Source organism: Psychroserpens algicola (assembly GCF_014526325.1).
Classification (GTDB): domain Bacteria; phylum Bacteroidota; class Bacteroidia; order Flavobacteriales; family Flavobacteriaceae; genus Psychroserpens; species Psychroserpens algicola.
The window spans coordinates 902,571-915,632 of the sequence record NZ_JACNMJ010000001.1; the positions used below are offsets into that span (position 1 = coordinate 902,571).

11 protein-coding genes are annotated in these 13,062 nt (G+C 35.4%); 7 read left to right on the forward strand and 4 right to left on the reverse strand.

The features are described from left to right. The first annotated feature begins 1 nt into the window (after position 1). From H7350_RS03745 to H7350_RS03770, 6 genes are all read left to right on the forward strand, one after another. Positions 2-559 (forward strand): REP-associated tyrosine transposase, encoded by a 558-nt coding sequence (locus tag H7350_RS03745; protein WP_204344527.1) that lies wholly within the window; start codon positions 2-4, stop codon positions 557-559. Positions 560-635: 76 nt separating this feature from the next. Next, positions 636-1,028 (forward strand): hypothetical protein, encoded by a 393-nt coding sequence (locus H7350_RS03750; protein ID WP_204344528.1) that lies wholly within the window; start codon positions 636-638, stop codon positions 1,026-1,028. A gap of 312 nt (positions 1,029-1,340) precedes the next feature. Beyond that, positions 1,341-1,844 carry an endonuclease V gene (locus H7350_RS03755; protein ID WP_204344529.1) on the forward strand — a complete coding sequence of 168 codons (504 nt, stop codon included), beginning with the start codon at positions 1,341-1,343 and terminating at the stop codon, positions 1,842-1,844. 518 nt (positions 1,845-2,362) lie between these two features. Further along, positions 2,363-2,788: a TIGR02594 family protein gene (locus tag H7350_RS03760; RefSeq protein WP_204344530.1), complete on the forward strand. Its 426-nt coding sequence runs from the start codon at positions 2,363-2,365 to the stop codon at positions 2,786-2,788. 21 nt (positions 2,789-2,809) lie between these two features. Further along, positions 2,810-3,241: a phage holin family protein gene (locus H7350_RS03765; protein WP_204344531.1), complete on the forward strand. Its 432-nt coding sequence runs from the start codon at positions 2,810-2,812 to the stop codon at positions 3,239-3,241. A gap of 115 nt (positions 3,242-3,356) precedes the next feature. Next, a complete protein-coding gene (locus tag H7350_RS03770; RefSeq protein WP_235989250.1) occupies positions 3,357-3,965 on the forward strand; it encodes a hypothetical protein in 609 nt (202 codons plus the stop codon). A 61-nt stretch (positions 3,966-4,026) separates the two neighbouring features. Here the strand turns inward: H7350_RS03770 and H7350_RS03775 are convergent, their stop codons facing one another. From H7350_RS03775 to H7350_RS03790, 4 genes are all read right to left on the reverse strand, one after another. Beyond that, on the reverse strand, positions 4,027-6,351 hold the full coding sequence (locus H7350_RS03775; RefSeq protein WP_204344532.1) for a T9SS type A sorting domain-containing protein: 2,325 nt from the start codon (positions 6,349-6,351) through the stop codon (positions 4,027-4,029). Between the two features lie 126 nt (positions 6,352-6,477). Next, on the reverse strand, positions 6,478-8,346 hold the full coding sequence (locus tag H7350_RS03780; protein WP_204344533.1) for a M1 family metallopeptidase: 1,869 nt from the start codon (positions 8,344-8,346) through the stop codon (positions 6,478-6,480). 10 nt (positions 8,347-8,356) lie between these two features. Continuing rightward, a complete protein-coding gene (locus H7350_RS03785) occupies positions 8,357-9,976 on the reverse strand; it encodes a S8 family peptidase (protein ID WP_204344534.1) in 1,620 nt (539 codons plus the stop codon). 10 nt (positions 9,977-9,986) lie between these two features. Continuing rightward, the gene (locus tag H7350_RS03790) at positions 9,987-10,844 is read right to left on the reverse strand and encodes an MBL fold metallo-hydrolase (RefSeq protein WP_204344535.1); all 858 of its coding nucleotides are present in this window, start codon (positions 10,842-10,844) and stop codon (positions 9,987-9,989) included. Between the two features lie 266 nt (positions 10,845-11,110). Between H7350_RS03790 and H7350_RS03795 the strand changes: the two genes are divergently transcribed. Continuing rightward, the gene (locus H7350_RS03795) at positions 11,111-12,961 is read left to right on the forward strand and encodes a cation:proton antiporter (RefSeq protein WP_204344536.1); all 1,851 of its coding nucleotides are present in this window, start codon (positions 11,111-11,113) and stop codon (positions 12,959-12,961) included. Positions 12,962-13,062 lie beyond the last annotated feature (101 nt).

The following is a 13,062-nucleotide window of genomic DNA, read 5'->3' on the forward strand; positions in this document are numbered from 1 at the left end:
TATGAGCAGAAAATACAAGTTTCACAATAAATCAGGATTATATTTTGTATCCTTTGCTACAGTATATTGGATAGATGTATTTACAAGGCAACTTTATTTTAAGGTTTTAGTAGATAGTGTTGATTACTGCAGAAAAGAGAAGGGTATGGAGTTGTACGCTTATTGTTTTATGCCGAGTCATGTACATTTTATATGTCGTTCATCAAACGACCAGCCTATGGAATTACTTAGAGATTTTAAAAAGTATACCTCTAAAAAAGTTATTGAAGCTATAGAGAACAATCCACAAGAGAGTAGGAAAGACTGGTTATTGTCAATGTTTAAAAAAGCAGGAAAAGACAAGGGTAATATCACTAGCTATCAATTTTGGCAGCATCACAACAAGCCTATAGAGTTGTGGAGCGATAAGGTTATTAAACAAAAGATAGATTACATACACAACAACCCTGTTGAGAGTGGATTTGTGACCAACCCAATAGACTGGAAATATTCTAGCGCTAGGAACTTTCAAGATGACCAAAGTGTGTTAGAGATTGATGATGCTGGATTTATGAGTTGATTTTATCTTGTGTGCACTCGTCACAGACGAGCGCTAGCGAGGCGGACTGCATTTGAAGAAAATAAAAACAGATAAAATGGAAATAACAAAATACAGACCTTTTATAAAGGAGCAATTTACCAATGTAGCCAATCAATACAATTTAAAATGGGGCGAAGAAAGCAACAACTACATTTTGACATTGGAAAATGAAAAAGTTTTACTTCGACTTGGCACTTTTCGGAGAGAAAGTGGCATGAGCATTACGTTAACCAATAAAGTAAAAAAAGAATATTATTATGATTTTCCTAAATTAAAAGGCTTTGAGAGCTTTTACGATGGATTAACAATAGATGAACTAGCCAGTGAGCGAGCTTTAGGAGATGATATAAAGGCGACTGTTTATTTATATAGAGTTTTCTTAGAAAATCATTGTCAAGATATGCTTTTAGGTGATTTTTCGCTGGTTGGTCCTGGACTCAAGAACTAAGCCGATCGCGCGGATTTGTAATCCGTGCACAAGCAATATTAAAAACACACACCTATATGGTGTGTGTTTTGTTTTAGTACTATTTTTATTTGTCGTAAATTTTCTATATTTTAAATAAAAAAGGTGTCAACAAAATATAAAGCAACATTGAGTGATACAGGTTATTTTTTAACTATAATAACCGTAGGTTGGATAGATGTATTCACACGCTTAGACAACGTTATGTGATAATTAGAGCCTTATTTTTGCCAAAAACAAAAAGCCATAGAGGAATACTATGGCTTTTGTAATTTAGTATCATAAATAGAACCCATGTACCTAGCCCTAGACGTTCACTACAAAACCAATTACGCTAAGAGCGTTGGCATCACTTTTTTAAGCGCAAATGATCAAACACCACAAGACACTTATATTGAAATTGTAGGTGATGTTGCGGCCTACCAACCAGGTGAGTTTTACAAACGCGAACTGCCTTGTTTGCTTAAAGTGATTTCAAAAGTAGACCTCAATACGATAACCACTATTATTGTGGATGGTCATGTCTATGTCGATAATGATGGTCAATTTGGGTTAGGTGGTTATTTATACGAGGCTTTAGATAAAAAGATTCCAATTATTGGCGTGGCCAAACGCCGATTTCATACCAATAAGGAAACCGTTAAAAATGTCTTTAGAGGCAGGAGCAACAACCCACTACACATTTCAGCAATCGGTATGAATCTCGACCAGGCAGCGCAATTTATTCTGGCAATGCATGGTAACCACAGACACCCAACACTTCTCAAAACCCTAGACGGAATTACAAAATCGAAATAAAACAAATTACAAAATTTAACATATAATTTTTGTAAAATGTTTGTATATTGCATGTAATATGTTTATATTTGTATTCGCTTTTCTAACAAGGTTTATCCTTAGTTATGCTAATTATAATTTGAATTTTCAGTTAAAGAAACTGAATACTTTTTGTCTTCATGCGAGTTAAAAAATAAAACATAGCCTTAGCTAGGATTTTTTTCTTAATGACGCAAATAGCAGAAAGAAACGGCTTATTACTGTACAATTTATGTTGTAAATAGCAATTAAACAATTCGTGTTAAGTGGAAACTCATAAAGCCTAGATTAATCCTATTCTGGTTAAGATATATAAACAATAAGTAATCTTTGGTAACGAGTTTGGTCTACTTAAAATTAATTCAAACATATGTGTAAAATTAGTATTAAGAAAGTTAATCACTTCTTTTAAATGTGATTCAGCTTTTTAATACGAAAACGCAGTGTTTCCAGAGGTGAATACATTTTTATTCGCTTCAATCCATAAAAATTTAGAACCGATGAACATTATCACCAAAGCGCTATCAGAATATGGCGTTAAAGAAATTGTTGGCTCCAAAGACAACTCTAGAATTTTGAAATACTTTAATGAATTAGGTTTTGATGGATCAAAACTTAAAGACGAAACGGCCTGGTGTAGCGCTTATGCTAATTGGGTTGCAAAAACAGCCGGATACGAATATTCGGGAGATCTAACCGCAAGAAGCTGGTTACGAGTTGGGACCTCAACTCGAACACCCAATGTCGGCGATATAGTGGTGTTTTGGCGAGAATCACCAAGCAGCTGGAAAGGTCATGTTGGTTTTTTTATTAAAGACACCAAAAACTATGTCTATGTTTTAGGAGGCAATCAGAGACACATGGTATGTATTAAAGCATATCCAAAACCAAAAGTGTTAGACTATAGACGGCTAGCACATACTTAATAACCCATAAAAACAACAGATATGGAAAAGGTAATCAAATTTATGTTTTGGTTGCTTGCACTCCTGTCTCCTGTGAATGCTGTTATGGTAACGATGGTCTTTTTGATTATTGTCGATTTTATTACTGGTGCTTACGCCTCAATTAAAAATCGAATCCCCATTCGTAGCTCTAGAATTGGACATACCATTTCAAAGTTTTTTATCTATAATCTGGTCATCTTGGCGGCCTTCTTTCTAGAAGCCTACATTGTCAACGAAGTACCATTTTTAAAGATTATTGCTGGATTTATTGCAATTACTGAAATCAAATCCATTTTAGAAAACTACAATGCTATTTATGGTAAAAATCCTTTTAAAGCGTTGGTTAATCTTATTAAACTAACACCGCTTAAGGATACCATAGAAACACTTACAGAAGATGACAAATCGAAATTAGAAAACGATTCGGAGTGAAGTCATTAAAACATTAAAAGCCATTGAAGTCTCTAATCTCGTTTCAGGAAGCGAAACCGTTTAGAGACTGAGGCTTTCTTATTCTGTATTGAGTTGTTATAAATACTATTAAAATATGAAAACACAATCTATGACTACAGAAAGAACCTTACTATTCATTATTCTAGCGATTATCGTTTTTAATCTGTTTTCCAGAAGGTGTAGTACAACAACCTCTTCAGTAAAACAATCTCCTATAACCACTATCGTACGCGATACCATTTGGCAGACAAAAGTAGATACGTTTAAGGTTCAAACCTTAAGGTACCAAACGGTTTATGTCCATAAAGATGATACTGCAACAATAGCTGAAATACTGCCGCAGAAAAGCGATACGACTGCCTTTATTAAAGCCAAAGTTTACAAAGACACTTTACACCATGACGATATCGATATTTTTAGTTACAATTTGATCGAAGGACAACTCTTAGATAGCGAGATATCTTATAAGCTGAAAGTCCCTCGCGAAATTACTACAACCAAAACCATCGAATATCCCAAAACGTATAGAAGTGGACTCTATCTTTTTTCGGAAATAGGAGGTCATCAAAATGCGTTTAATAACATTAGCCTGGGTTTACAATATAACCGTAAAGGCAAATGGCTGGTGAGTTACAGAACAAACCTTAATCAATTACAACAACCGACACATCACATTGGTGTTGGGATTCGGTTATTTAAATAATATGAAAATAAAAAACCACAGCGCATAACACTGTGGTTTTTTTATATCAGATTTTAATCTCTTATTGCTTTACAATCTTTTTAGTAAGCGTAGAGTTTCCTGAATTTATAGTAATAAAATAAACTCCAGAAGCAGATTCTGAAAGATCTAATGTGTTCACATCATTAGCATTTAATGCACCAGACGTGATTGACTGACCTAATAAATTTGAAACAGAAAACTTAGCATCTTGAACGTTTGCAAGTTTGATATATAGTACATCAGAAGTAGGATTTGGATAAATTGTAAGTAAATTATCTAATCCAGCTTCATCGACACTTAAAGGATCATTAACTTCAAATGTTACAGATTCAGCAGAACCAAACTCACCAGTACTATCAATAATTATATTACCACTGTCATCTTGAAGGTTATAGCTACCAAAACCATAAGCACAGCAGATACCATCACCATAAGTATCGGTTATGGTAAAGGTGTAGCACTCATTAAACGTAGGAATTGTAATAATTTCTTGTATGGTAACCTCATCGTCATAATCTGATGCAGGACCGCTATCGACGACTGTACCAGAAGAGTTTACCAACTGCCAATCAGTTTCTTGTCCAAACTCGTCTGTTGTAAGATTAAATATAATTGTAGCAGTAGAAAAATCAGGAGATACCAGGAAGTTGTATGTGAATACATCATTACTAGTATTTTCATCAGTATTTCCGTTAGGATTTGAAATAGATACCACAAACGTATGATCACCAGAACTTAAATTTGTGTAAGGTGCAATGGTTTCAACAGCACTTTCGTTAGTCGCTAATGAACCTGTCCAGTTAATTGTAGTCACAGGCGAACCATCTAAGCTATAGGTTATTGTTGCTGAGGTTAATGTTATTTGTCCTGAATTAATAACAGTTATTGAAGGCGCAAAGTCTTCATTACATATTTCAGGGCTAACACTTGTTCCTAAGGTAACACGAGCATCATAATTAAATGTTTGTGTTGGAGGAAATTGATCAATTTCAATTGGGTCTGTTCCAGCAGGATCTAGCCAGTCTCTTAATCTTGAAGAGGCACTACCTCCAAAATCCCAACCAACACCAAAGCGTCCGTAAATATCAAATCCGCCATTATCGTTGGTTCCCGAACAAGCAGCAGATCCACCAGATAACATACCTATCACTTTTCCAGATTCATTAAATAAAGGTGATCCAGAAGAGCCTCCTTCAGTAACACCAAGATCCCAATCAGCAATACGCCACATATCAGCATTTGGATTTCCGTTAAAAGCTGTAGATATTCTCGTTGCACCTTGGTCATCTCTACATACTTTTTGAATATCTCCACTTGGGTGATGAATACCAAAGTTAAGCGAAGGAGTTGCCGTTGTAGAACGGTTCCATCCTGCCCAAACCAAGTTGGTATTATTAATAAAAAAAGTGGGGTCGGTGATTTCTACCAATTCCATATCAGATTGTGAACTATTAGCTCTTAAAATAGCACCACTAACGGTTTGGTCGAATGAACCATTTGGGCTAGGAGCAGTTGTACCACAAGATGGGTTTGGACTTCTCCAGTTAAATCTGAACGCCCAAGTGCCTTCACCACCACCACAGTGATTAGCAGTTAAAAAATATGGCGTACCATCGTTATTTGTATTGTTAACCAAAGATCCAGAGCAAAAACTCGTGTTTCCTGTTAGTAGCATTCCTGCCGAAGCTTTAACGTTTTCCTTAAGCGTGTCAACACCAAATGGGTCTGCTCCTGCTGGAGTAATGTCGCAATCTACATCATGATTACAGTTTCCTGAATCGCCTAAAGCTTTTTGAAATGAGTCTGCTGTTCTGTAACCATGTACAACTGAACCTAAGGTTAATTTTAAGTCTCCTGTGGCATTTGCTGGCTCATAGTACTCTAACCATGCTTTACTGCCATTAACGGTCCATGTTCCCAATACTTCTTCTGCATTGTTGTTATGGTGTGTAAATGGTCTGAGTAAATCAGTTTTATCATCACTATAAACATAAAGTTTAGCGCCAATTGGGAGTTTAAATCTATCAAAGACGAAGTTTAGGGTAAGAGCACCTTCAGAGGAATAACTCATTTTCCAAATGCGATCACCATTTTCTAAAGTCGTCCATTTTCCTTTTTCTGTGATATCATGATCTACGTATTTTTCTACTCCAAATCGCCAAGGTTTTGATTTGTCGTTATCGTTAATTGCATCTTCATCTCGAAGTGCTTTTAAATCAATAACGGGTAATTTAAAGGCCTTAATCGAGGTTTCGCTCGCTATTTGAGAATTCCAACTGGGTGGCTGAACATCTTCTGGTATTTGAGCCTGAGAATAGATGTTTGCCCAAATAAAAATGAATAGTATGTGTAGTGTTCTTTTCATAAAGTGCAGTTTTTTTTAATATTAAAATAATGGTTTGATAAAATTTCAAACAAGATACAACAGAATTGTAGAACTACCTTATGTAGATCAGTTTTAATTTATAAATAATTAGCACTCAGATAGTTTCTATTTTTTCACTCCTGTACTGTTATTGTCAGGTTCAATATCTGCCATAAAACCCTTTGGGTCAATCACTACAGACTTTACTTTTTTTGAAGCTTCAAAGCTATACACTGGATATGACCATGCCCAATCAGGCAAAAGTGTAGCCGATGAGGTTTTCTCGCCTCTCATATCGCGTAACGGGATATAAAAATCTTCAGTGGTATCATCGGTATAGGTTACTGTTAAATCGATAGGCATTGGCATTAAACCAATGCGCTCTAATGTCACTGTTTTTCCTCTAGGCTTTTTTACAGCATAGTCAATGGTATTTGTCGTTTGAGCAAAATCTATGAGATACCAATCGAGCTCTAATCCTGAAACTTTTTCGGCCACTCTAATAAAATCTATTGGTTTAGGGTGTTTAAATGCCCATTCATTAAAATAACGCTTCAAGGCTTTATCTAAGTTCTCCTCTCCAATAATATAACCCAGTTGAACCAGAAACACACAACCTTTATAATAGGCTGCTTTAGAATAAATACTATTATGATCATACTTGTCAGCAAAAGTGGTCATAGGTTGTTCTTCTCCAGAAAGAGCTAAAGATTTGTAAGACATATATGCTCTAATCCAAGGGTTAGGCATGTCTTTTTCAAACATATCGTTCATGGCTTTATACTCGATATAAGTTGCAAAACCTTCATCCATCCATTCGTGCTTTGCTTCATTATTTGCTAATAAAAACTGAAACCAGGCATGTGCCATTTCGTGAGAGATTGTTCCTTTAAACAACCCGTCAAAAGTGCCTTCGCCTAAAACCAATGTACACATACCATATTCCATTCCGCCATCACCACCTTGAATTATTGAATATTGCTCATAAGGATATTTCCCAACAAGGTCACTAAAATAAACCATAAGCTGAGATGCATAAGGCTGAAGATATTTCCAGTTATCTAACTGTTCTTGAGCCATAGTTTCTTTGTAAAAGAAATGTAACATCGGTCCGTCAGGAACCTGTAATTTATCATGAATATATTCTGGATCGGCAGCCCAAGTAAAATCATGAACATTAGGTGCAAAAAAATGCCAGGTTTGTTTTTCTTCTTCGTGTATAACGGTTTTGGAGCTGTAACCATGACCAATCTCATCAGGGTTTTGTAGATAACCTGTTCCTGCAATAGTGTAATCTTTATCGATTGTTATTTTAACATCATAATTTCCCCAAACCCCATGAAACTCTCTGGCTATATATTCGTAGGCATGCCACCCTTCGTCATCATACTCTGCTAATTTTGGATACCATTGCGCCATAGATAATGCAACACCCTCTTTGTTATTACGACCTGAGCGACGAATTTGAACAGGTACCTGTCCATTAAAAACCATATCAAAATTTACAGTTTCACCAGGTTGAATGGGTTGGTTTAGTTTAACTTCAACGACAGTTCCGGATAATTCATAAGATAAAGGCTCTCCGTTTTGTGTGAGAGATTGAATTTTGATGTATCCAATTTCATCGGCTTTTAATCGTGCTATCCGACTACCATAAATTGGGTGTTGTTCTGTACCAACATTGGTCATAAACCTTCGATCAGGACTTTTAATACTCTGTACTCTTGCATCCATTTCACTATTAGGTTGAAAAGCATTAAAGTAGAGGTGATAAAACACCTTATCTAAAACGTCTGGAGAGTTGTTTGTGTATTTAATATTTTGTGTTCCAGAAAACTGATAGGATTCCACATCCATATCTATAGCCATGGTATAGTTGGCCTGCTGTTGCCAATAAGTATCAGTTTTATAAGTCATTTTAAGGTTTTGCGCTTTTATTTCCGAAGAATAAAAACATACAGATAAGCACAGTATTAGGACAATTGGTAATCGCATGAATGTAATTTTAATTAGAGTTTGAGATTTGTGAGGCCATAATTAGGGCGTTGTAAGCATTTACAATTTTTCCAGATTTAGAAATATCTGATAAGGATTTTATAGTTCCGTTAGCGCCAACAACAACTTTGGTTTTAACAGAAAGCCCAGAATCTATCAGAATTTGCTTTACCTGAGGCGCTGATAGGTTTGGATATTGTGAACGAATTAATGCAGCAACTCCAGAAACATTTGGCGCTGCCATTGATGTGCCTCTTTGGGATTCGTATTCGTTTTCAGGTATAGACGAGTAGATATCACTTCCGGGAGCAAATACATCAACGGTTACTTTTCCGTAGTTAGAATAATCACCAACCATATTTGCGCCATATTTAGGTTGTAAAGCACCAACAGTTATAAAATTATCAGCAACCTCAGGTCCTGTACCAATAGCGTCATTAGGAAATTTATGATAAACATCTATGTTTTCTGCTTCATTTCCGGCACCATGAACAATGAGCACATCCTTTTGAGCCGCATAAACAATAGCATCTCTCACCCAATCGCTATGTGTTGAAAACGATTTTCCAAAACTCATATTAATAACTTTCGCACCATTATCTACAGCGTACCTAATAGCCAATGTCACATCTTTATCATATTCATCACCATTAGGTGTTGAGCGAATAGGCATAATTTGAACATTATTAGCCACGCCCTTTATACCTTTACCATTGTAGCGCTCCGCAGCAATAATTCCCGAGACATGTGTTCCGTGGCTCTGGTCTTTTGTTGGAGGTCTTACATTATTATTTCCATAACCAGGCTTATCGTTTAAATCATCAGGATTATCTCCAGTTTTGCGTCCGTTGAGGTTTTTATTTAGATGAACATTTAAGCGTTCATTTATATTATCCAAATCTCTTTTTATAGCTTTTATACCTTCATGCATGTACTCGTATCCATTACTGTACATCAGTTGCGCATATTGTATTGCCGTTATAAGATTTTCATTTTCGGTTTTTAGGGCTAACACTTCTTTTTTAGTGTAAATAGATGTTCCAAAGTGTTGTGTTAAAACTTTATCTGCGGAAACAGTGCCTTTATAAACCTCATCATAGTCTGTTTTAAGCTGAGAGTATTTTTGATATTCCTGATTGTATAAGGCTTCAGCTTCAGCAAATCTCGGATGACTTCGATCTCCTGATGCAAGAATTCGGGTATATTCCATTTGTTCATCATAGCCGTCTCCAACAAAATTCCACCCGTGAACATCATCGATATAACCATTGTTGTCATCGTCTTTTCCGTTGTTTGGAATTTCATCAGTATTGATCCAGATAACATCATCTAAATCTTCATGATCAATATCTGTAGCGCCATCAATAACAGCCACGATAACGGTTTTACCTTTTTTGTTTTTTATAATTTCGGTATATGCTTTATCTACACTCATTCCTGGGATGGTATCTTTGACCAGGTCTAAATGTGCCCAAGATCGTTTTTCAGATTCTGTCAGCGGAGAAACTTTAATCGGTGAGGAATCAATATTTTCTACAGGTGTAGAAAGCATTCCACCAGTTGATGCACAGCCCAGTAAAACAGAGGGCAGTACTAATGAAATAGCAATTGCTTTAAATGTGTTTTTCATGGTACTTTAATTAAAAAATATCTTGGGTCTTAAAGGTATCCTTTAAGCGCACACCTTTTTCAGTATGTTGTACTGTTATAATTTCATTATGAGCATCATGTTCTAAAAACAAATAATAATCATTATCGGCTGCCAGATTTAAAAACCGCTCTTTTTCATCTAAAGTTAAGAGAGGCCTTGTGTCGTAGCCCATCACAAAAGGCAAGGGTAAATGCCCAGCAGTTGGCAATAAATCTGCCATGAAGCAAATGGTTTTTTCTTGATACTGAATCATTGGAATCATTTGTTTTTCGGTATGGCCATTAGCAAAAAAGATATCAAAACCCAGTTCAGAATCTTTTAAAATATCTAGTTCTGGAAGCGCGGTAAATTTCAAATGACCACTAGCTTCCATTGGTAAAATATTTTCCTTTAAAAACGAAGCTTTTTCTCTACGATTGGGTTGTGTTGCCCATTTCCAATGGTTTTTATTACTCCAGAAATATGCATTTTTAAAAGCAGGTTCATAACCGGTTTTGTCTTTATTCCATTGAATACTTCCGCCACAATGATCAAAATGTAAATGTGTCATAAATACATCGGTGATATCATCTCGGTGAAAACCATTAGCTTTTAACGATTTATCAATAGTATCATCACCCCAAAGATGATAATAGCCATAAAATTTCTCGCTCTGTTTGTTGCCCATACCTGTATCAATTAAAATCAACCGATCACCTTCTTCAATTAACAAACATCGAGCCGCAATATCAATCATATTGTTAGCATCAGCAGGATTAGTTCTGGTCCACAACGATTTTGGAACAACACCAAACATAGCGCCACCATCGAGTTTAAAATTTCCTGCATTAATAGGATATAACTTCATGATTGCAAATTAAGAAATACGATTGTTAAGGCGATAGGTTTTAGCAGTTTATTAAGATATCACCAACTTTTAACGTTTTTGAAGGTCTGAAAGAGCTTTATTTTATCTGGTACTAGCAAAGCGTTGTTTACTAAAAATGAGGAAGCTTGGCTTTTTTTCTTCAGAAATAGACTCTATAAAACAAATGCAGGTCTTACCATTTTTGAAGGTTTTAGTTATGTAGTTGAAATGTTTCATTTATATTTAACATTTTTAAATGCAAGTTTATGTTAGAGTTAGCAGGAATCATCATCTTAGGAATATTAGCGCAATGGGTAGCTTGGAAATTTAAAATACCGGCAATTTTACCACTAATTTTAATAGGGTTATTGGTTGGACCAATTGCCGCTGAGTTTTTATCCCATGATGGCACCAAGTGGATTGAACCGATTTGGAATGAAAAAGAAGGTCTTTTTCCTGGAGAAAGTTTATTCTATTTTGTCTCTCTGGCTATTAGTATCATTCTTTTTGAAGGTGGATTAACGCTTAAACTGAGTGAGATTAAAAATGTCGGACCAGTAATTACAAAGCTCATAACCGTAGGTTCGCTTGTGACTTTCTTTGGAGCGGCAATAGCAGCTCGCTTCATTTTTGACTTGAGTTGGGAAATTTCATTTTTATTTTCTGGTTTGATTATAGTTACAGGGCCAACAGTAATTACGCCTATTCTAAGAAATATTCCACTAAAAAAAGATGTGTCTGCTGTACTCAAATGGGAAGGTATTTTAATTGATCCTATAGGAGCTTTGGTCGCTGTATTGGTTTACGAATTTATTAGTGTTGACGCTGGTGGAGAGTTTACAAAAACCGCTCTTATTGAGTTTGGTAAAATTGTACTCTTTGGATCAACATTCGGCTTTACATTTGCTCATGCCCTGAACCTTATTTTAAACAAAAAACTAGTTCCGCACTATTTAATGAATGTATTCACCTTAGCAGCGGTTTTGGGCGTTTTTGTCTTATCAGATGCGTTTGCTCACGAATCGGGTCTGTTAGCAGTTGTTGTGATGGGAATGGTGCTGGGGAATTCCAACTCCCCTTATTTAAAAGACATCTTATATTTTAAAGAATCACTAAGTGTATTACTTATATCAATTTTATTCATCTTACTCGCTGCGAATATTAATTTTGACGAACTACTACTAATTTACAATTGGAAAACCGTAATGCTTTTTGCAGCAGTAGTCTTTTTAATTAGACCGCTTGGTGTGTTTTTGAGCACAATGGGCTCAACATTAAAACTCAACGAAAAACTTTTTATAAGCTGGGTTGGACCTCGAGGTATTGTTGCTGCAGGTATCGCCTCTCTATTTGGATTAAAACTCGCAAGTATAGGTGTTGTTGGAGCCGAATATATTACACCTTTGGTATTTGTAATCGTTTTAGGAACTGTATTATTAAATGCTACAACAGCACGATTATTTGCAAAACTAGTTGGTGTATTTTTAACCCAGTCTAATGGTATTTTAATTGTAGGTGCTTCAAAAGTATCAAGATTACTAGGACACTATTTAGAAAGTAACGGAAGGCACGTGGTGCTTATTGATAGCAATCAAAATAATATTGCTAAAGCTAAGGAGCTAGGTATAGAAGCCTTAAATACTAATATTTATTCTGAAACATTAACAGATAACATAGAATTAAATGATGTAGGTTATTTAATGGCGATGACCGGAAATTCAGATATTAATAAGTATGCGATTAATAAGTTTAGTAAGCAATTTGGAGAAAATGGTGCGTTTAGATTAGTGACTTCTGAAGAGATAAATAATCCCGAAAAAAATCCAAAAGAAGGTTTGTTTTCACATACCGATGATTATACTAATTTAGCTGAAGTAACTCGTAAATTTCCATCGATTCAAGAGATTGAAGTTAATGATAAAGATCATTATAAAACACTTATTGAAATTACAAATAATGATAAGGATATGATTCCTTTATTTTTAAAAGATGATGAGGGTGAGTTTCATATTATTTCTTCTAATAATACTGAAATTGATGATGTAGGAGACAACTGCAAGTTGGTGTACTTAGGAAAGCCTTTTGATGTCGAAGAAGTTGCTCATGAAGAGGATTAAAAAAAGAGGCTTTAGATGACACTAAAACCTCTTCAGATAAAGACCAATTCAAAGTATCAATTTTAAAACACAGTCTTTTATATTTACTCAAATTAGAGTAA